Origin of the sequence: Stenotrophomonas sp. ZAC14D2_NAIMI4_7 (genome assembly GCF_003086675.1) — a bacterium.
GTDB lineage: Bacteria > Pseudomonadota > Gammaproteobacteria > Xanthomonadales > Xanthomonadaceae > Stenotrophomonas.
Map to the genome: position 1 here is coordinate 224,262 of NZ_CP025995.1, position 19,580 is coordinate 243,841.

The 19,580-nt window shown below is 67.7% G+C and carries 15 protein-coding genes; 9 read left to right on the forward strand and 6 right to left on the reverse strand.

The annotated features are described in order from the left end of the window. Positions 1–30: 30 nt before the first annotated feature. Entirely contained in the window at positions 31–3,642 is a 3,612-nt protein-coding gene (locus C1922_RS00975) for a transporter substrate-binding domain-containing protein (RefSeq protein ID WP_108748074.1), read from the forward strand. Here the strand turns inward: C1922_RS00975 and C1922_RS00980 are convergent. Both C1922_RS00980 and C1922_RS00985 read right to left on the reverse strand, forming a co-directional pair. Beyond that, the gene (locus tag C1922_RS00980) at positions 3,636–4,037 is read right to left on the reverse strand and encodes a c-type cytochrome (protein WP_108748075.1); all 402 of its coding nucleotides are present in this window, start codon (positions 4,035–4,037) and stop codon (positions 3,636–3,638) included. The two genes, C1922_RS00975 and C1922_RS00980, sit on opposite strands and share 7 nt — an antisense overlap. A gap of 64 nt (positions 4,038–4,101) precedes the next feature. Continuing rightward, positions 4,102–5,778 carry an electron transfer flavoprotein-ubiquinone oxidoreductase gene (locus C1922_RS00985; protein ID WP_108748076.1) on the reverse strand — a complete coding sequence of 559 codons (1,677 nt, stop codon included), beginning with the start codon at positions 5,776–5,778 and terminating at the stop codon, positions 4,102–4,104. Positions 5,779–6,093: 315 nt separating this feature from the next. Here C1922_RS00985 and C1922_RS00990 point away from each other — a divergent pair, with 315 nt between their 5' ends. Beyond that, the gene (locus tag C1922_RS00990) at positions 6,094–7,257 is read left to right on the forward strand and encodes an acyl-CoA dehydrogenase family protein (protein WP_108748077.1); all 1,164 of its coding nucleotides are present in this window, start codon (positions 6,094–6,096) and stop codon (positions 7,255–7,257) included. A 399-nt stretch (positions 7,258–7,656) separates the two neighbouring features. Here C1922_RS00990 and C1922_RS00995 read toward each other — a convergent pair whose 3' ends face one another. Together C1922_RS00995 and C1922_RS01000 are read right to left on the reverse strand one after the other, a co-directional pair. After that, the gene (locus C1922_RS00995) at positions 7,657–8,136 is read right to left on the reverse strand and encodes a tRNA (cytidine(34)-2'-O)-methyltransferase (protein WP_108748078.1); all 480 of its coding nucleotides are present in this window, start codon (positions 8,134–8,136) and stop codon (positions 7,657–7,659) included. A gap of 69 nt (positions 8,137–8,205) precedes the next feature. Beyond that, on the reverse strand, positions 8,206–8,682 hold the full coding sequence (locus tag C1922_RS01000; RefSeq protein WP_108748079.1) for a hypothetical protein: 477 nt from the start codon (positions 8,680–8,682) through the stop codon (positions 8,206–8,208). 394 nt (positions 8,683–9,076) lie between these two features. Here C1922_RS01000 and C1922_RS01005 point away from each other — a divergent pair, with 394 nt between their 5' ends. The 4 genes from C1922_RS01005 (at position 9,077) to C1922_RS01020 (ending at position 14,514) form a co-directional block, all read left to right on the forward strand. Beyond that, positions 9,077–11,926, forward strand: coding sequence for a pitrilysin family protein (locus C1922_RS01005; RefSeq protein WP_108748080.1), 2,850 nt, complete (start codon positions 9,077–9,079; stop codon positions 11,924–11,926). Positions 11,927–12,047: 121 nt separating this feature from the next. Beyond that, positions 12,048–12,365, forward strand: a complete 318-nt coding sequence (locus C1922_RS01010) for a DUF4156 domain-containing protein (protein WP_087921159.1) — start codon at positions 12,048–12,050, stop codon at positions 12,363–12,365. Positions 12,366–12,467: 102 nt separating this feature from the next. Further along, on the forward strand, positions 12,468–13,484 hold the full coding sequence (locus tag C1922_RS01015; protein ID WP_108748081.1) for a 3-oxoacyl-ACP synthase III: 1,017 nt from the start codon (positions 12,468–12,470) through the stop codon (positions 13,482–13,484). Between the two features lie 139 nt (positions 13,485–13,623). Continuing rightward, entirely contained in the window at positions 13,624–14,514 is an 891-nt protein-coding gene (locus C1922_RS01020; protein ID WP_108748082.1) for an alpha/beta fold hydrolase, read from the forward strand. A gap of 114 nt (positions 14,515–14,628) precedes the next feature. Here C1922_RS01020 and C1922_RS01025 read toward each other — a convergent pair whose 3' ends face one another. After that, positions 14,629–15,000 carry a YkgJ family cysteine cluster protein gene (locus C1922_RS01025; protein WP_108748083.1) on the reverse strand — a complete coding sequence of 124 codons (372 nt, stop codon included), beginning with the start codon at positions 14,998–15,000 and terminating at the stop codon, positions 14,629–14,631. 103 nt (positions 15,001–15,103) lie between these two features. Between C1922_RS01025 and oleC the strand changes: the two genes are divergently transcribed. From oleC to C1922_RS01040, 3 genes are all read left to right on the forward strand, one after another. Further along, positions 15,104–16,762, forward strand: a complete 1,659-nt coding sequence (oleC, locus tag C1922_RS01030) for an olefin beta-lactone synthetase (RefSeq protein ID WP_108748084.1) — start codon at positions 15,104–15,106, stop codon at positions 16,760–16,762. Then, entirely contained in the window at positions 16,759–17,745 is a 987-nt protein-coding gene (oleD, locus tag C1922_RS01035; RefSeq protein WP_108748085.1) for a 2-alkyl-3-oxoalkanoate reductase, read from the forward strand. The genes oleC and oleD overlap by 4 nt, the downstream gene beginning before the upstream one ends. A gap of 121 nt (positions 17,746–17,866) precedes the next feature. Continuing rightward, the gene (locus C1922_RS01040; protein WP_107231440.1) at positions 17,867–18,022 is read left to right on the forward strand and encodes a DUF1328 domain-containing protein; all 156 of its coding nucleotides are present in this window, start codon (positions 17,867–17,869) and stop codon (positions 18,020–18,022) included. 140 nt (positions 18,023–18,162) lie between these two features. Here C1922_RS01040 and ddlA read toward each other — a convergent pair whose 3' ends face one another. Continuing rightward, positions 18,163–19,212, reverse strand: coding sequence for a D-alanine--D-alanine ligase (gene ddlA, locus C1922_RS01045; RefSeq protein ID WP_108748086.1), 1,050 nt, complete (start codon positions 19,210–19,212; stop codon positions 18,163–18,165). Positions 19,213–19,580 lie beyond the last annotated feature (368 nt).

Consider the following 19,580-nt stretch of genomic DNA (forward strand, 5'->3'; position numbering starts at 1 on the left):
ACCCGGCGGGTTCAAGGGAGATCGTCGCAGATGCGGAACGGCGCTGTTCGTGGATGGGTCCTGTTGCTGGGCTTGCTGGGTCTGTCGCTGCTGGCCCAGGCCGAGCCCGGACCCTTGCCGCTCACCCCGTTGCAGCGCCAGTTCCTGGCCGCGCATCCGGTGGTGGTGGTTGTCGGCCAGTATGACAGCGGCTGGCCGCCCTACGAGTTCCTGCAGGACGACCGGCCGGCCGGGCTGGGACCAGATTACCTGTCGCTTCTGACCCGTCAACTGGGCAGCAAACTGGAGTTCCGTCGCTACCCGGACTGGAACGCGGTGCTGGACGCGGCGTGCCGAGGCGAGATCGATGTTGTGATGAACATCGCCCTGAGCGCCGAGCGCACCCGTTGCATGGTCTATACCCGCGCCTACACCGAAGCGCCGCTGGCGATGGTGGGCCGACCGGGTGACCTGCGCGCGTCCGAGGCGCCGGATCTGGACGGGCTGCGGGTGGTGATCGAGCAGGATTTCATGACCGCGCCGCAGGTGCGTGTCCGCTTCCCGCGTGCCCGACAGCTTGTCGCAAACAACACGCAAGCCGCGTTGGAAATGGTCAGAGACGACAAAGCCGACGTGTTCATCGGCAATGCGTATGTCGCCACCGAGCTGATTGCCCAGGAAAAACTGCAGGGCGTGGTGCTGCTGCGGCCCAGCGATCTACCGCCCGAGCGGCTGCACTTCGGTGTGCCCAACGGCAAGCAGCCGCTGGCCGAAGCGCTGGACCTGGCGATGGCGGCCAGCAGTGCCTCGCAGCAGGAGGCGCTGGTGCAGCGCTGGCTGCCGCCGCTGCAATGGTCGGCATCGGCCCAGCTGGCCCTCAGCCAGGCCGAAAAACGCGTGCTGCAGGAACCGCTGAAGATCGGCTTCCCGCCCAATGCGCCGCCCCTGTCCTTCGCCGACAAGGGCGGCCAGCCCACAGGCCTGGCCGCCGAATACCTGCGCCTGCTGGTGAAGGCCGGCGCCAACCTGCAGATCGAACCCAGCCATGACTGGTTCGAGGTGCGGGCCAAGGCCAAGCGCGGCGATGTGCAGGCGGTGATGGGCATTCCGCTGGATTCGCAGTACCTGGGGCCCGACTGGGTGTTCAGCCAGCCCTTCATCAGCGTGCCCAACGTGATTGTCACCGCGCAGGGCAGCCCGGTGCTGCTGGGGCTGGCCGACCTGCAGGGCAAGCGCGTGCTGCTGTCCGACCCCGAGCGCGTGCGTGGCTATGTGCTGCAGCAGGCGCCGCAGGCCCGCATCATTCCGGCGCGCAGTGCCGAACAGGCGCTGCAGCGGCTGTCGGACGGTGATGCCGACGCTTACGTGGGCAACTTGGCGCTGGTCGACCACATGCTGCGCGACCGCTTCCCCGGCCGCCTGCAGATTGCCGCACCGGCCGGCTTCAACGACCAGTTGGCGCTGGCCGTGAACCACCACCATGCCGCCTTGGCCACCACCTTCGACCGCCTGCTGTTGCAGATGACCCCGCGCGAACGCGAATCGCTGCGTGGCGACTGGCTGGCCGTGGAATACCGCCAGGGCGTGCACTGGAGAGGGCTGCTGCGCTGGATCATTCCGCTGCTGCTGGTGCTGCTGACCGCCGCCACCGTGCATGGCCTGGGCCACTGGCGCCTGCGCCGTGAAGTGGCCGGGCGCCGCCACGTGGAACAGCGCCTGGCCGAGGTGACCGACAACCTGCCGGCGATCGTCTACCAAGCCCGCCGCGCGGCCGACGGTACGCTCACCTTCCCGTTCATTGCCGGCGATGTGCAGGCGCTGTTCGGCATTCCGCGGCAGCAGGCGATGGACGAGACCGGGGCGTTGCTGGGCCGTATCGACCCGGAAGATCGCGCCGCGATCCTGCAGGCCACCGCGCAGGCCGCGCGTCACTTCGCCGCACTGTCGTTCGAATTCCGCGTGCTGACCGACGATGACAGTCAGCGCTGGGTGCGCAGCCAGGCCCATCCGTATGCCGCCGAGGCCGGTGCGGTGACCTGGAGCGGCTACTGGGTGGATGTGAGCGAGGCGCGCGCGCAGGCCGATGCGCTGGCCGCGGCCAAGGTGGAAGCCGAGCAGGCGGCCGACGCCAAGTCGCGCTTCCTGGCCACGATGAGCCACGAGATCCGCACGCCCATGAGCGGCGTGCTGGGCATGCTGGAAGTGCTGTCCCACTCGCCGCTGGACCAGGAGCAGCAGCGCATCATCACGGTGATCGAGGATTCGGCGCAGATGCTGCGGCAGATCCTGGACGACATCCTGGATTACTCGCGCATGGAAGCGGGCGCCCTGCGTCTGGCACCGGTGCCGCTGCCGCTGCGCCCGCTGCTGGACAGCGTGTGCCGGTTGCTTTCGCCGCAGGCCACGGCACGCGGCCTGGAGCTGCAGGTGGAGATCGACCCGCGCTTGGCCCAGGCACACGAAGTCGATGGCGTGCGCCTGCGGCAGATCGTCTTCAACCTGCTCAGCAACGCGATCAAGTTCACCAGCGAGGGCTATGTGCGGCTGCAGGTGGATGTGCTGGGTGCCACCGCCCAGGATGGCAGCCAGCCGCTGCGACTGACCGTGTCCGATACCGGCATCGGCATTGCCGAAGACCAGATTCCGCACCTGTTCGCCCCCTTCACCCAGGCCGGCGCCTACATCCAGCGCGAGCACGGTGGCACCGGGCTGGGGCTGAGCATCTGCCGGCGCCTGGTGCACAAGATGGGCGGTGAGCTGAGCCTGCACAGCGTGCTGGGCGAAGGCACGCGGGTGGACGTGGAGGTGGCGCTGGTGGAGGCGCGCGCCGAAGACGTGGCCGCGCTGCTGGCCGAGCAGGAACAGACCGCGCTGCTGCCGCCGGCACTGCAGGCGGCGCGCGTGCTGGTGGTGGAAGACCACCCGACCAACCAGGCGATGATGGCCTGGCGCCTGCAGCAGCTGGGCGTGCCGCATGTGCTGGTCGATGACGGTCAGCAGGCCCTGGATCGCCTGGCGAAGGAACCGTTCGATCTGGTGATCACCGACTGCCGCATGCCGGTGATGGATGGCTTCGCCTTCGCCCGCCTGCTGCGCGAGCGTGAGAGCCGCAACGGCCAGCCGCGGCTGCCGGTGCTGGCGCTGACCGCCAGCGTGCTGGACGACGACGCACGACGTTGCCGCGAGGCGGGCATGGACGATGTGCTGGCCAAGCCGTTGTCACTGGCCACGCTGCGCCAGGCCTTGCTGCGCTGGCTGCCACAGGCGGCCGGGCTGGACGCGGCCGAGCGGGCCGCCGTCGATGTGCAGGAGGAGGCGGTGGATGCCACCCTGACGCTACCGGATCTGGCTGCCCTGCAGCAGCGCTTTGGTTCGCTGCAGGTGGCCACCCAGTTGCGCGACAGCCTGCTGGCCGCCACGACCAGCGACATGGCCGATCTGCGCGCGGCGTTGCGCGACGGCGACCGCGGCCAGATGGTGCAGCACCTGCACCGCATGGCTGGTGCGCTGGGCGCGGTGGGCGCGCAGGGCCTGGCCGCGCGCGCCAGCGCCCTGGAAGAGCAACTCCAGCAGGGTGACGAGGCGGCGATGGGGCCGTTGCTGCAGCAGGTGAGCGGGTTCATGGACCATCTGCAACAGCAGCTGCAGCGGCTGGCTCAGTGAACGCTGTGCTCCTGCAGGTAGGCAATCACCAGGGCGCGCCGTTCGGGGCTGGGGAACGCGTTGTACATGCGCGTGCCGGGCACCATGTGGCTGGGTGACTGCAGGAAGGTGTCCAGGGTCTGCGCGCTCCACACGAAATCGGCGCGGCGCATGGCGTCGGAATAGCCGTAGTCGGGCAGGCTGCCGGCACGCCGGCCGAGCACCCCATGCAGGTTGGGACCGAACCGATGGATGCCGCCGGCCTTCACCGTGTGGCAGCCGGCGCACAGTTCAAACGCGCGCTGCATGGCCTGCTGGCGCGCCTGTTCGGGGCTGGCCGGTGCGGCCGGCGGGCGCTGGCAGGCGGTGGCCGCCAGGGCCACGGCGAATACAGCAGCTAGAACGAGCGCGCGCATGGGCCGGCAGCATACCGGCCCCTGCGTGGACGCGGGCTGCGACACGCCGTCGCAGCCCGGTGACTTACATGCCCGAGTAGTTGGGGCCGCCACCGCCCTGCGGGGTCACCCAGACGATGTTCTGGGTTGGATCCTTGATGTCGCAGGTCTTGCAGTGCACGCAGTTCTGCGCGTTGATCTGCAGCCTCGCGTTGTCGGCTTCGCCAACGAACTCGTACACACCGGCCGGGCAGTAGCGCGCCTCGGGGCCGGCGTATTCGGCCAGGTTCACCTTCACCGGAATGCTGGCGTCCTTCAGGGTCAGGTGGCTGGGCTGGTTTTCGTCGTGGTTGGTGCTGCTCAGGAACACCGAGCTGAGACGGTCGAAGGTGAGCACGCCGTCGGGCTTGGGATAGGCAATGCGGGTGTGCTTGGACGCCGGTTCCAGGCAGGCATGGTCCGGGGTGCTGTGGCGCAGGGTCCACGGCGGGTTGCGCACGCCCAGCTTGGGCAGCAGCCACTGTTCCACGCCAGTCATCAGCGTGGCCACGGTCTGGCCCTTCTTGAACCACTGCTTGAAGTTCTTGGCCTGCTGCAGTTCGGTAAACAGCCAGCTGGCTTCGAACGCCTGCGGGTAGGCGCTCAGTTCGTCGTGCTGGCGGTCGGCCACCAGCGCATCGAAGGCGGCGTCGGCGCACAGCATGCCGGTCTTGATGGCCGCGTGGCTGCCCTTGATGCGGCTGACGTTGAGGTAGCCGGCCTCGCAGCCGACCAGCGCGCCGCCGGGGAACACCGTCTTCGGCAGCGACATCAGGCCACCGGCGGTGATGGCACGCGCGCCGTAGCCGATGCGGGTGCCGCCTTCCAGGTGCTTGCGGATCTGCGGGTGGGTCTTGAAGCGCTGGAACTCCTCGAACGGGCTCAGCCACGGGTTCTTGTAGTCCAGGCCCACCACGTAGCCCACCGCCACCTTGCCGCCGTCGGCGTGGTACAGGAAGGCGCCGCCATAGGTGTCGTTGTCCAGCGGCCAGCCGGCGGCGTGCACCACCAGGCCCGGCTCATGCTTGGCCGGGTCGATCTGCCACAGCTCCTTGATGCCGATGCCGTAGGCCTGCGGGTCCTTGCCTTCATCCAGCCTGTAACGGGCGATCAGCTGGCGGCCGAGGTGGCCGCGCGCACCTTCGCCGAAGATCGTGTATTTGGCGTGCAGGGCCATGCCGCGTTCGAAGGCCGGACCGATGCTGCCGTCCTTTTCGATGCCCATGTCGCCGGTGGCCACGCCGACCACTTCACCGTTGTCGCCGTACAGCACCTCGGCGGCGGCGAAGCCGGGGAAGATCGCCACTTCCAGCGCCTCTGCCTGCTGCGCCAGCCAGCGGGTCACCTCGCCCAGGCTGATGATGTAGTTGCCTTCGTTGTGGAAGCATTCGGGCAGCAGCGCGTTGGGCGTGCTGCGCGAACCGGTCTCGCTGAGGAACAGGAATTCATCGCGGGTGACCTTCTGCTTCAGCGGTGCGCCGCGCTCGGCCCAGTCCGGGAACAGTTCGGTCAGCGCCCGCGGGTCCATCACCGCGCCGGACAGCACGTGCGCGCCCGGCTCGGAGCCCTTTTCCAGCACGCACACCGACAGTTCACGGCCGGCCTCGATCGCGCGCTGGCGCAGGCGGATGGCGGTGGCCAGGCCGGCAGGACCGGCGCCGACGATCACCACGTCGAATTCCATTACTTCACGCGGGGGCAGGGCGTTGGCTTCAGCGCTCATCGAATGCATGACTCGTGGGTAGTGCCGGCATCGGGGCCACCGGCGGTGCCTGGGAATCGCGCGTGCAACCACGTGCGAAACGCTTGTTTGAATGTGTCAGGGTACCGGGCCGCGCGTGATCGAGCTAGATAGACGATGTTCACGTCATGATTGCTGCGGCGCAGCGTAATGCGTGTGGCCGGGTAGGTGCCAACCTTGGTCGGCACATTGTTTCACCGCCAGGACCCGCTTCCGTGTGGACCAAGGTCCACACCTGCCAGACGCGATGCTTGCGGATGACCGACAATGGCACGGTCCTGACTGCGCGTGAGTGCCATGGCTTTGCATCCGTACGATCTGTTCGATGTCCGTTCCCTGCTGAGCGAGGAAGAGCGCGCGGTGCAGGACAGCGTGGCCCGTTTCACCAACGAACGGGTGCTGCCCATCATCGGCGATGCCTTCGACCAGGCGCGCTTTCCCGACGAACTGGTGCCGGAGATCGCCGCATTGGGCCTGCTGGGCGCGACCCTGCCGTCTGAATATGGCGGTGGCGACATGGGGGCGGTCAGTTACGGGCTGATCTGCCAGGAACTGGAGCGCGGCGATTCGGGCCTGCGCAGTTTCGTTTCGGTGCAGAGCTCGCTGTGCATGTACCCCATCTACGCCTACGGCAGCGAGGAACAGCGGCGGCAGTGGTTGCCGGCGATGGCCCGTGGCGAGCTGATCGGCTGCTTCGGCCTGACCGAAGCGCATGGTGGCTCGGACCCGGCCGCGATGAAGACCCGCGCGGTACGCGACGGCAGCGACTGGCGCCTCAGCGGCAGCAAGATGTGGATCACCAGCGGCCCGGTGGCCGATCTGGCCATCGTCTGGGCGCAGACCGAGGACGGCATCCAGGGCTTCGTGCTGGAAAAGGGCATGGCCGGTTTCACCAGCCAGGAAATCAAGCACAAGATGAGCCTGCGCGCCTCGCTGACCGGTGCGCTGTACTTCGACGACGTGCGCGTGCCCGACAGCCACCGCCTGCCCAACGTGAAGGGGCTGAAGGGGCCGCTGGGCTGCCTGACCCAGGCCCGCTTCGGCATCAGCTGGGGCCCGATCGGTTCGGCCATTGCCTGCCTGGACGAAGCGCTGGGCTATGCCAAGGAGCGGGTGCTGTTCGGCCGCCCGCTGGCGGCCACCCAGAGCGCGCAGATCAAGCTGGCCGAAATGGCCCGGCGCATCACCACCGCGCAGCTGCTGGCCCTGCAGTTGGGCCGCCTGAAGGAAGCCGGCCAGCTGCAACCGCAGCAGGTCAGCCTGGCCAAGTGGAACAACTGCCGCATGGCCATTGATATTGCCCGCGAATGCCGTGACCTGCTGGGCGGTGCCGGCATCACCACCGAACACGTGGCGATCCGCCATGCGTTGAACCTGGAATCGGTGATCACCTATGAAGGCACCGAGACCGTGCACCAGCTGGTGATCGGCCGCGAACTGACGGGTATCAACGCATTCTGACCGTCATCCACGCATGGCGTGGATCTACCGGGGGTAGGTGCCAACCTTGGTGGTAGGTGCCGACCTTGGTCGGCACGGTCCATCGGCGCGCGATCACGCATGTGTGCGGACCAAGGTCCGCACCCACCAGGGGAGTTCCGCACCCGCCAGACTTGGGCCGCAGCCATTCATTGGTAGGTGCCGACCTTGGTCGGCACGGTGTTTCAGCGCGCGGCCGGGTATTGGTGCGGACCAAGGTCCGCACCTACCAGAGGAGTTCCGCGCCCGCCATAGGTGGCCCGCAGCCATTCATTGGTAGGTGCCGACCTTGGTCGGCACAGTGTTTCAGCGCGCGACCGGACATTGGCGCGGACCAAGGTCCGCACCCACCAGGGGCGGTCCGCAGCTACCCAAGGCGCATCATGCGCCGCCGGAAAACCCGTGCTGGCGCCAGGCTTCGTACATCAGTACGGCCACGGTGTTGGACAGGTTCAGGCTGCGGTTGCCCGGCTGCATCGGCAGGCGCAGGCGCTGGCCGTCGGGCAGGGCGTCGAGCACATCCTGCGGCAGGCCACGGCTTTCCGGGCCGAACAGGAATGCATCGCCGTCTTCAAACGCCACGCTGTCGTAGCGCACGCTGGCCCGTGTACTGAGTGCGAACAACCGTTTCGGCGCGATGCGCGCCAGCGCGGTGTCCAGGTCGGGGTGCACCTGCAGGCGCGAATACTCGTGGTAGTCCAGCCCGGCGCGCTTGAGCTGCTTGTCTTCCAGTGCGAACCCGAGCGGTTCGACCAGGTGCAGCTGCGCGCCGGTGTTGGCACAGAGCCGGATCACGTTGCCCGTGTTGGGCGGGATTTCCGGTTGGAACAGGATCACGTGGAACTGGGGCGCGGCATTCATCGGTGCAGTGTACCTGCCACCGCTGCCGCCTTTACGGCGCACGCCCTGCGCGGGGCAGGGCGGCACCGGTTACGGGCGCAGCAGCACCTGGGCGGTTTCGCTGGCCAGGGCCTGCAGATCGGCGGCGCTGGGGCGAACCTGCAGGGTCGGCAGGTTGGTGATCACCTGGTTGGCCACCGAGGTGGCAGCGGCGGCCAGGTTGGCGGCGTAGCGCTGTGCTTCCTGTTCGGCGGCCAGGGCGACGCGCTGTTCCAGGCTGGGGCGCACTTCGACGGCGGCCAGGGTGGTGATCGGCATTGCAGCGGCCACCGGGGCGGTCACGTAGCCGTCGCGTTCGGCCAGCTGGTCGGCACTGGGGCGCACCTGCACCGCTGCCAGGGTGGGGATGCCGCTGGCCTGTTCCCAGGCTTGCTGGGCCAGCTGGTCGGCGGCCGGGCGCACCTGCACGGTGTCCAGGGTCTTGATGGATTCGGAGGCCTGCACCGACGAAACAACCGCGGTGCCGGCGATCAGGGCGATGGCGATGGCAATGGTCTTGGCGTTCATGACGGGGCCTGTTTAGTGTTGTTGAGCGGTGGTGTGGTAGTAAGGTAGTACACCAATTCTGGGCATGCAAGAGAAATTTTCAATTTTCTCTATTTGTTCAGCTTTCAGTCAGTTTCGATCTGAAGCCCTTCCTGGCGCAGGAACTACACAGCAATCGCCGTGCCAACTTTCAAGCGTTGATTTCAAAGGATTTTTTTCGGAATGCAGGGTGTCCGCGGGGCGGACACATGTCCGTTCGGCGTGCCGTGGACACTGTCCGGACGCGTTGGCGCGGCTTACGTGACCGTTACGGCGGGGCGGTCTGGCGCCGCCTGGGCAGTGACTGCTGGCCGATACCGGGCGGGCGGGACACACGCTAGGATCGGCATTCACCAACGTGACCAAGGATCTGGAAATGTCTTTCGCCCTGCGCCCGCGCACCGCGCTGCTCGCCGTTGCCCTCAGCACCGCCCTCGGCACGCTTGCGCCGACCACCGCCCTGGCGGCCAAGCCGGCCGCGCCGGCCAAGGTGGACATTCCCTTCGAGCAGTTCACCCTGCCCAACGGCCTGCGCGTGATCGTGCACACCGACCGCAAGGCGCCGATCGTGGCGGTAAACGTCTGGTACCACGTGGGTAGCAAGGACGAGCCGGCCGGCCGTACCGGCTTTGCCCATCTGTTTGAACACCTGATGTTCCAGAGCAGCGAAAACCACGACGGCGAATACTTCGAACCGTTCAAGCAGGTCGGTGCCACCGGCCAGAACGGCACCACCAATACCGACCGCACCAACTACTTCGAGAACGTGCCGACCACCGCGCTGGACATGGCGCTGTGGATGGAATCGGACCGCATGGGCCACCTGGTGGGGGCGATCGACCAGGCCGCGCTGGACGAACAGCGTGGCGTGGTGCAGAACGAGAAGCGCCAGGGCGAGAACCAGCCCTATGGCCAGGTCTGGGAAAAGCTGAACCGCGCGCTGTATCCGGCCGGCCACCCGTACCACCACAGCGTGATCGGGTCGATGAACGACCTCAACGCCGCTTCGCTGGATGACGTGAAGACCTGGTTCCGCACCTGGTACGGCCCGAACAACGCGGTGCTGGTGCTGGCCGGCGACATCGACCTGGCCACCGCCAAGGAAAAGGTGGCGCGCTACTTCGGCAGCATCCCGGCCGGCCCGACCATGGCGCAGCCGAAGGTGGACGTGGCCAAGCGCGATGCCGATACCCGCGAAGTGATGACCGACAAGGTGCCACAGGCGCGCATCTACCGCGCCTGGAACGTGGCCCAGGTCGGCACGGCCGACATTGACCAGCTGCAGTTGCTGGCCGAAGTGCTGGGCGGTGCCAAGTCCTCGCGCCTGAGCCAGCGCCTGCAGCACCAGGACAAGCTGGTGGACAACATCAGCGCCGGCGCCTACGCCTCGCAGCTGGGGTCCAACTTCATGGTGATGGCCACGGTGAAGAAGGGCCAGGACCCGGCCCGCATCGAGAAGATCATCGACGAGGAGATCGAGCGCCTGTTGAGGGACGGCCCGACCGCCGATGAACTGGCGCGTGCCAAGACCGGCTTCCGCGCCGGCTTCATCCGCGGCATCGAGCGCATTGGCGGCTTCGGCGGCAAGGCCGATGCGCTGGCCGAATGCGCGGTCTATACCGGCGACCCGGGCTGCTTCCGCACCTCGCTGGCCAACATCGACAAGGCTACCGCCGCCGATCTGAAGCGGCTGGGCGCACAGTGGCTGGACAAGGGCAGCCACACTCTGGTGGTGGAACCGGGTGAGCGCGTGGCACTGAAGGAAGAAGCCTCGGCCACGCCCAAGCCGTTCAACGTGCCGGCGGTGGACAGCAAGTACAGCACCCTGCCCGAGCAGGTCGATCGCAAGGCCGGCGTGCCGCAGACCCGCGAATTCCCGCAGTTGAAGTTCCCGGCCCTGCAGCGCGCCACCCTGAAAAACGGCACCCAGGTGGTGCTGGCCGAGCGCCACGAGATTCCGGTGGTGCAGTTCAGCTACCAGTTCCCGGGCGGCTTCACCGCCGACCAGGGGCGCAAGCCGGGCACGGCCAACTTCACCATGAGCCTGATGACCGAAGGCGCCGGCAAGCTGGGCTCGCTGGCCTTCGCCGATGCCGCCGATGCGCTGGGTGCCAGCCTGGATGCCTCGGCCGGGCTGGATTCGGTGGACGTTGAACTGTCGGCACTGAAGGAAAACCTGGTGCCGTCGCTGGCGCTGTATGCCAGCCTGCTGCGCGAACCGCGCTTCGAGCAGGGCGAGATCGACCGCGTAAAGGCTTCGTGGATCGCCGGCATCCAGCAGGAAAAGGTCAACCCCAATGCAGTGGCCATGCGCGTGCTGCCGCCGCTGCTGTACGGCAAGGGCCACCCGTATGCGATTCCGTTCACCGGCAGCGGTGACGAAGCGGCCATCGCCAGCCTGGGCCGCGAAGACCTGGTCGATTTCCACCGCGATTGGCTGCGTCCGCAGGACGGCACCCTGATCGTGGTGGGCGACACCACCCTGGCCGAGATCGTGCCGCTGCTGGACAAGCAGCTGGGCGACTGGAAGGCCAGCGGCGATGCGCCCACGGTCAAGGCCACCACCGCCGTTGCCGTGCCCAGCGCACCGCGCGTGTTCCTGATCGACCAGCCGGGAGCGGTGCAGGCCAACCTGTTCGCCGGCCAGGTGGTTGCGCCGTCCAGCGATGCCGGCTCGACCCGCTTCGACATCGCCAACGGCGTGATCGGTGGCGACTTCACCTCGCGCCTGAACATGAACCTGCGCGAGGACAAGCACTGGTCCTACGGTGCCCGCACCATGGCCAGCAACACCGTGGGCCAGCGCCCGTGGATGGCGATGGCGCCGGTGCAGATCGACAAGACCGGCCCGGCGCTGGCGGAAATGCGCAAGGAGATCGCTGGCTTCGCCGATGGCAGCAAGCCGGCCACCGAGGCAGAGGTCAACCGCATCCGCAACATCCAGACCCTGAGCCTGCCGGGTGCGTATGAAACCGCCGCGGCCGTGGCCTCGACCATTGGCAACATCGTGCAGTTCAAGCGCCCCGACGACTACGTGCTGCGCCGCAAGGCCGAGATCGAAGCGATGACCCCGGCGCAGGTGCAGCAGGCGGCGGCCGAGATCAAGCCGCAGGCGCTGACTTGGGTGGTGGTGGGTGACCTGAAGCAGACCGAAGCAGCGGTGCGCGCGCTGAACCTGGGCGAGGTGACCGTGATCGATGCCGACGGCAACCCAGTGAAGAAGTAAGGCAAGACCCGGCCGGGGTCGGATACCTCCCAGCGGGAGGGCTCCGACCCCCGCCGTCCCCGGCTACCCCCGATTCAGGCTGTTCAGGCAGAATCGCTCCATACCCTTCCAGGATCTGCCCATGCGCGTTCTGCTGCTTTCTTCCCTGCTGCTCACCGTCACCGCCTGCACCTGGGTGCCGATCGAACCGGCCGGCAAGGCGACCCGCGTGCTGCCGGCCGGCCCGGTCCCGGCCGGCTGCATCACCAAGGGCGAGGTGGTGGTGACGGTCAAGAGCAAGGTCGGCTTCTACAACCGCAACCCGCTGCGGGTGCAGGAAGAGCTGGAAACCCTGGCCCGCAACGAGGCCCCCAGTGCCGGCGCCAACGCCGTGCAGGCCGCCGCCGCCCCGGCCGATGGCAGCCAGCGATTCGCCGCGTTCCAGTGCCCGCCACGCTGAATCCTTCACCATACGGGGAAGGCTGAATTCGTAAAGATGCGGTGAAGGCGCGGGGGTTATAGAATAGCGCCCCCTTTTGCCTGAGCCTTGGCGCTAACCTCGATGCTCTTCAAGAATGTCTCGATCGCCGGCCTCGCACACGTCGACGCGCCGCATACGTTGACGACCAAGGAAATCAACGACCGCCTGCAGCCGACCCTGGACCGCCTGGGTATCCGCACCGACGTGCTTGGCGATATTGCCGGCATCCACGCCCGCCGCCTGTGGGACACCGGTGTGCTGGCCTCGGACGCGGCCACCATGGCCGGCCGCAAGGCGCTGGAAGATGCCGGCATCACCGCCGGCCAGGTCGGCCTGCTGGTCAACACCTCGGTCAGCCGCGACTACCTGGAGCCGTCCACGGCCTCCATCGTGTCGGGCAACCTGGGCGTCAGCGACGAATGCATGACCTTCGATGTGGCCAATGCGTGTCTGGCCTTCATCAACGGCATGGACATCGCCGCGCGCATGCTCGAGCGCGGTGACATCGACTACGCCCTGGTGGTCGATGGCGAAACCGCCAACCTGGTCTACGAAAAGACCCTGGAGCGGATGACCGCCCCGGACGTCACCGCCGACGATTTCCGCAACGAACTGGCGGCCCTGACCACCGGTTCGGGTGCCGCGGCCATGGTGATGGCACGCTCGGAACTGGTGCCCGACGCCCCGCGCTACAAGGGTGGCGTGACCCGTTCGGCCACCGAGTGGAACCAGCTCTGCCTGGGCAACCTGGACCGCATGGTCACCGACACCCGCCTGCTGCTGATCGAAGGCATCAAGCTGGCGCAGAAGACCTTCGCCGCCGCCAAGATCGCCCTGGGCTGGGCCGTGGAGGAACTGGACCAGTTCGTCATCCACCAGGTCAGCCAGCCGCACACCGCCGCCTTCATCAAGAACTTCGGCATCGACCCGAAGAAGGTGATGACCATCTTCGGCGAGCACGGCAACATCGGCCCGGCCTCGGTGCCGATCGTGCTGAGCAAGCTCAAGCAGCTGGGCAAGCTGAAGAAGGGCGATCGCATCGCGCTTCTGGGCATCGGCTCGGGCCTGAACTGCTCGATGGCCGAAGTGGTCTGGTAAACAGCCTGCTGCACGATCTCCTGTAGAGCCGAGCCCTGCTCGGCTCACGCGCGCAGCGCGGCTCTTCAGCAGCGGACGAGAAAGCAGCCGAGCATGGCTCGGCTCTACAGTGCGCCGCGACTCTCCTTAGGTGCTCCGCATGCGCGATCTTCCCGGTTACCCCGCCCACCCCCAGCGTTTCGAGGTTCGCCCCGGCCTGTCGATGAGCTATCTCGACGAAGGCCCGCGCGATGGCGAGGTGGTGGTGATGGTGCACGGCAACCCGTCGTGGAGCTATTACTGGCGCACGCTGGTGGCCGGCCTGTCGGACAGGTACCGCTGCATCGTGCCGGACCATATCGGCATGGGCCTGTCGGACAAGCCCGACGACAGCCGCTATGAGTACACCCTGCAGTCGCGCGTGGATGACCTGGATGCGTTGCTGAAGCACCTGGGCATCACCGGTCCGGTCACCCTGGCCGTGCACGACTGGGGCGGCATGATCGGCTTCGGCTGGGCGCTGTCGCACCACGATCAGGTGAAGCGCCTGGTGGTGCTCAACACCGCGGCCTTCCCGCTGCCGGCGGCGAAGAAGATGCCGTGGCAGATCGCGCTGGGCCGGCACTGGAAGATCGGTGAGTGGATCATCCGCACCTTCAACGCGTTCTCGTCCGGCGCCTCGTGGCTGGGCGTGGAGCGGAAGATGCCGGCCGACGTGCGCCGCGCCTACGTGGCGCCGTACAACAGCTATGCCAACCGCATCAGCACCATCCGTTTCATGCAGGACATTCCGCTGTCGCCGGCCGACAAGGGCTGGTCGCTGCTGGAACGCGCGGGGCAGGCGCTGCCTTCGTTCGCCGACCGCCCGGCCTTCATCGGCTGGGGCCTGCGTGACATCGTGTTCGACCACCACTTCCTGAAGGGCTTCCAGGCCGCGCTGCCAGCCGCCCAGGTGCATGCGTTCGAAGATGCCAACCACTACGTGCTAGAAGACAAGCACGAGGTGCTGGTGCCGGAAATCCGCGCGTTCCTGGACGCCAACCCGATCTGATCGGTGTGCGGGGTCGGATCCCTCTCGCAGAGAGGGCTCCGACCCGCTCTGCGCGACACGGGGTCAGAGCCGTTTCTTCGAAACGGATCCGACCCCTGGCCTCGGCACGCCGGACTACGCCGCGATCGGGCTGCCGTCGCTGCCTTCCCAGTCCGCCGGCGTCAGCGGGTCCAGGCCATAGGCGATGCGGGCCTTGTCGCACTGCGGGCTGGCCTTGCCGTACTCCCACGACGCATCGACCTCGCGGCACACGCTGGGCCGGTTGGGGTGGATGGTGCAGCGTGAATACACGCCGATCTGCGCATCCAGGGCCACACAGCGCACCGGCCTGGAATGGGTGCCGCGCATGCACAGGCGGTGCGGGTCCAGCGTTTCGGTCAGCTGGTGCGGTACCCCGCCGGGGGTGACCTCGTCCGATTCCATCCAGTGAAAAGCTACGCGGTACTGGGTGCAGCAGGCGCCGCAGGTCATGCAGGGATGTTGCATGGTCAAGCCGCCTCGGGCGGCAGTGGAATGGGTGACGAGGCTGCGGATTTTCCACGAAGTCGGCCGCCGCGCAAGAAATTCCGTAAGCGGCGACAATGAACGGATGAACCGACCCTGCAATATTGCCGCGCGGCTGCCGGAACTGGCCCGTGAACGCCCCGACCAGATCGCCATCCGCTGCCCCGGCCGCCGAGGCGCCGGCAACGGCATGGCCGCCTATGACGTGACCCTGGACTACCGCCAGCTGGACGCCCGCAGCGATGCCATGGCCGCCGGCCTTGCCGGCTACGGCATCGGCCGCGGCGTGCGCACGGTGGTGATGGTGCGGCCTTCGCCGGAGTTCTTCCTGCTCATGTTTGCCCTGTTCAAGCTGGGCGCGGTGCCGGTGCTGGTCGATCCGGGCATCGACAAGCGCGCGCTGAAGCAGTGCCTGGACGAAGCGCAGCCGGAGGCATTCATCGGCATTCCACTGGCCCACGTAGCCCGTCTGGCGCTGCGCTGGGCGCCGTCGGCCAGCCGTCTGGTGACCGTGGGCCAGCGCCTGGGCTGGGGCGGCACCACCCTGGCCGCGCTGGAGCGCGCCGGCGCCGCCAGCGGCCCGATGCTGGCCGCCACCGACGGCGAGGACATGGCTGCGATCCTGTTCACCAGCGGCTCCACCGGCGTACCCAAGGGCGTGGTCTACCGCCACCGCCATTTCGTCGGCCAGATCGAACTGCTGGGCAACGCCTTCGGCATGGAAGCGGGCGGCGTGGACCTGCCGACCTTCCCGCCGTTCGCGCTGTTCGACCCGGCGCTGGGGCTGACCTCGGTCATCCCGGACATGGACCCGACCCGGCCGGCGCAGGCCGATCCGGCGCGGCTGCACGATGCCATCCAGCGTTTCGGCGTGACCCAGCTGTTCGGTTCGCCGGCACTCATGCGCGTGTTGGCCCGCCATGGCCGGCCGCTGCCGTCGGTCACCCGGGTCACCTCGGCCGGCGCCCCGGTGCCGCCGGACGTGGTGGCCACCATCCGCCGCCTGCTGCCGGACGACGCGCAGTTCTGGACGCCCTATGGCGCCACCGAATGCCTTCCCGTGGCTGTGGTGGAGGGGCGCGAGCTGGAACAGACCCGCGCTGCCACCGAGGCCGGCGCCGGCACCTGCGTGGGCAGTGTGGTGGCCCCCAACGAAGTGCGCATCATCGCCATCGATGACGCCCCGCTGCCCGACTGGTCGCAGGCGCGCGTGCTGGGCGTGGGCGAAGTGGGCGAGATCACCGTCGCCGGGCCGACCGCCACCGACAGCTACTTCAACCGCCCGCAGGCCACCGCCGCGGCGAAGATTGCCGAAACCCTGGCCGATGGCAGCACCCGCATCGTGCACCGCATGGGCGATGTCGGTTACTTCGATGCGCAGGGCCGCCTGTGGTTCTGTGGGCGCAAGACCCACCGCGTGGAAACCGCGCGCGGGCCGCTGTACACCGAACAGGTGGAGCCGGTGTTCAACACGCTGCCCGGCGTGGCGCGCACGGCACTGGTGGGCGTGGGCCCGGCCGGTGCGCAGGTGCCGGTGCTGTGCGTGGAGCTGCAGCGCGGCAGCCGCGATGGCGCGGCCCTGCAGGACGCGCTGCGTGCCCATGCGGCCACCCACCTGCCCGCTGCCGGTGTGCAGCACTTCCTGGTCCACCCGGGCTTCCCGGTGGACATTCGACACAACGCCAAGATCGGTCGCGAAAAGCTGGCCGTCTGGGCCAGCGCTGCATTGGAGAAGCGTGCATGAAGATCCTGGTTACCGGTGGTGGTGGCTTCCTTGGCCAGGCCCTGTGCCGCGGCCTGCTTGAGCGCGGCCACCAGGTGCTGGCGCTCAACCGTGGCCACTACCCGGCGCTGCAGGCGATGGGCGTGGGCCAGATCCGCGGCGACCTGGCCGACCCGCAGGCCGTGCTGCATGCGGTGGCCGGGGTGGATGCGGTGTTCCACAACGGGGCCAAGGCCGGTGCCTGGGGCAGCTATGACAGCTACCACCAGGCCAACGTGGTGGGCACCGACAACGTGATTGCCGCCTGCCGCGCGCACGGCGTCGGCCGCCTTGTCTATACCTCCACGCCCAGCGTGACCCATCGCGCCACCCATCCGGTGGAAGGGCTGGGCGCCGACGAAGTGCCGTACGGCGAGAATTTCCAGGCCCCGTACGCGGCAACCAAGGCGATTGCCGAGCAGCGCGTGCTGGCCGCCAACGATGCCAGCCTGGCCACCGTGGCGCTGCGCCCGCGCTTGATCTGGGGCCCGGGTGATCTGCAGCTGGTACCGCGGCTGGCCCAGCGCGCCCGCCAGGGCCGCCTGCGGCTGGTGGGCGATGGCAGCAACAAGGTCGACACCACCTACATCGACAACGCTGCGCTGGCGCACTTCCTGGCGTTCGACGCGCTGGCCCCTGGCGCGGCCTGTGCGGGAAAGGCCTATTTCATCTCCAACGGCGAACCGCTGCCGATGCGGGATCTGTTGAACAAGCTGCTGGCGGCGGTGAATGCCCCGGCCGTGGAGAAAACCCTCAGCTTCAAGACGGCCTACCGCATCGGCGCCGTGTGCGAGCGCCTGTGGCCGCTGCTGCGCCTGCCCGGCGAACCGCCGTTGACCCGGTTCCTGGCCGAACAGCTGTGCACGCCGCACTGGTACAGCATGGAACCGGCGCGCCGCGACTTCGGTTACGTGCCGCAGGTGAGCATCGAAGAAGGGCTGCGCCGCCTGCACGCGGCCTCGTGACGGCGGCATCACGCCGCTGAAGGCTTCATCGCGCGCAGAAGTGGCCGTCACCGGTTGCACACCGCCGGATCGGGAGGATGGACCCACGCCATCCACAGCCCGACCCATCGCGAGGAGCGCCATGCTGCACTACGCCGTTATTTTCTTCGTCATCGCCATCATCGCCGCCGTGCTCGGCTTCTCCGGCATTGCCGGCGCCGCCAGCAACATCGCCTGGATCCTCTTCGTCGTGTTCCTGATCCTTGCGGTGATCTCGATGTTCCGCAAGCGCGGGTAGAGTCGAGCCTGCTCGACTGATGCACCTGTGACGCACCTGTAGAGTCGAGCCATGCTCGACTGTTGCAACAGCAGTCGAGCAAGCTCGGCTCTACAGAAGCGGGTTCCCCCGCATGCAGCACGAGAAGCGGGTTTCCCCGGTTACACCAGCGCCTTGTCGGCCGCGTGCCGTTCCAGCGCCAGTTCAATCAATCGCGTGATCAGTGCGGTGTAGCCCAGCCCACTTGCACCCCACAGCTTGGGATACATGCTGATGCGGGTGAAGCCGGGCAGGGTGTTGATCTCGTTGATGGTGATCTTCCCATCCTCGTCCAGGAACACATCCACCCGCGCCATGCCCGCGCACTCCAGCGCCTGGTACGCCTGCAGCGCGATCTGCTGGATGCGCGCCTGGCTGTCAGCCTCAATCGCTGCCGGCACCACCACATCGGCACCCGCCGCGTTCAGATACTTGGTGTCATAGGCGTAGAACTCGTCATGCACCACCACCTCGCCACACACACTGGCCTGCGGCTGCGCGTTGCCCAGCACCGCGCATTCGATCTCGCGACCGGCCACGGCTGATTCCACCAGCACCTTGTGGTCGTGGCGCAGCGCCAGTTCCAGCGCCGCCGCAAAGCCGGCCGGGTCTTTCACCTTGCTTACGCCCACCGAAGAACCCTGGTTGGCCGGTTTCACGAACAGGGGCAGGCCCAACTGCGCGATCAACGCGGCCACATCCACCTGGGCCGCCTGGTGTCGGCGGATGCACACCCACGGCGCCACCGGCAGGCCGGCATCACGCAGCAGGCGCTTGGCCACGTCCTTGTCCATCGCCGCCGCCGAACCCAGCACCGACGAGCCCACGAACGGCAGGCCGGCCATGCGCAGCAGGCCCTGCAGCGCACCGTCTTCGCCCAGCGGCCCGTGCACGATCGGCAGCACCACGTCGATCTGCCCCAGTGCTGCACCCGGCAGTAGCGCCGAGGCGGCGCCGGACGGGCGCAGCGCGATCCGCGCCGGATCATCGGCGTTGAGCAGGAACGCATCGGGCTGCAGCAGGTGCCACTGCCCCTGCTTGTCGATGCCGACCAGCACCGGTTCGTAGCGCTCGCGATCCAGCGCATCGAGGATGTTCTTCGCCGACTGCAGTGAAACTTCGTGTTCGGAAGACGTGCCGCCGAAAATGATGCCAACCCGGGTACGTGCCATGGGCAATGCGATGTCCTGTGCAACAAGGACCCACAGCATGAACCTTCCCGCGCCGACCAGGTGAGGCCCACATGAATCTCCATGGGGGGTCGGAGCCCGTTGCGCAGCAACGGGATCCGACCCCGCTTGCTCCGACAGATCGCAGCAGACTGTCAGAGGCGGGCTGGGGTGGGCAGGCGGGACCGCAGGCGCCATGGATGGCGCCTACGAGCCCCCATGGTGAAGTGACCCCCGGGAGTTGGACACCTGATCCGACCCCGAGGTTTGCATGAATAGATATGAGGTTTGTTTCAAATTGCAGGTCGCCAAGGAGGCCTGTAACACCTCCACATCGGTCAAGGCCGTTGCCCGCCGCCATGGCCTGGAGT

Coding starts and splice junctions, on each gene's coding strand:
- C1922_RS00995 (WP_108748078.1), bottom strand. CDS start 8,136: ATGAATGCCGCGCCCCAGTTCCACGTGATCCTGTTCCAACCGGAAATC.
- ddlA (WP_108748086.1), bottom strand. CDS start 19,212: ATGGCACGTACCCGGGTTGGCATCATTTTCGGCGGCACGTCTTCCGAA.
- C1922_RS01005 (WP_108748080.1), top strand. CDS start 9,077: ATGTCTTTCGCCCTGCGCCCGCGCACCGCGCTGCTCGCCGTTGCCCTC.
- C1922_RS01015 (WP_108748081.1), top strand. CDS start 12,468: ATGCTCTTCAAGAATGTCTCGATCGCCGGCCTCGCACACGTCGACGCG.
- C1922_RS01010 (WP_087921159.1), top strand. CDS start 12,048: ATGCGCGTTCTGCTGCTTTCTTCCCTGCTGCTCACCGTCACCGCCTGC.
- C1922_RS01040 (WP_107231440.1), top strand. CDS start 17,867: ATGCTGCACTACGCCGTTATTTTCTTCGTCATCGCCATCATCGCCGCC.
- C1922_RS01000 (WP_108748079.1), bottom strand. CDS start 8,682: ATGAACGCCAAGACCATTGCCATCGCCATCGCCCTGATCGCCGGCACC.
- C1922_RS00985 (WP_108748076.1), bottom strand. CDS start 5,778: ATGAGCGCTGAAGCCAACGCCCTGCCCCCGCGTGAAGTAATGGAATTC.
- C1922_RS00990 (WP_108748077.1), top strand. CDS start 6,094: ATGGCTTTGCATCCGTACGATCTGTTCGATGTCCGTTCCCTGCTGAGC.
- C1922_RS00975 (WP_108748074.1), top strand. CDS start 31: ATGCGGAACGGCGCTGTTCGTGGATGGGTCCTGTTGCTGGGCTTGCTG.
- oleC (WP_108748084.1), top strand. CDS start 15,104: ATGAACCGACCCTGCAATATTGCCGCGCGGCTGCCGGAACTGGCCCGT.
- oleD (WP_108748085.1), top strand. CDS start 16,759: ATGAAGATCCTGGTTACCGGTGGTGGTGGCTTCCTTGGCCAGGCCCTG.
- C1922_RS00980 (WP_108748075.1), bottom strand. CDS start 4,037: ATGCGCGCGCTCGTTCTAGCTGCTGTATTCGCCGTGGCCCTGGCGGCC.
- C1922_RS01025 (WP_108748083.1), bottom strand. CDS start 15,000: ATGCAACATCCCTGCATGACCTGCGGCGCCTGCTGCACCCAGTACCGC.
- C1922_RS01020 (WP_108748082.1), top strand. CDS start 13,624: ATGCGCGATCTTCCCGGTTACCCCGCCCACCCCCAGCGTTTCGAGGTT.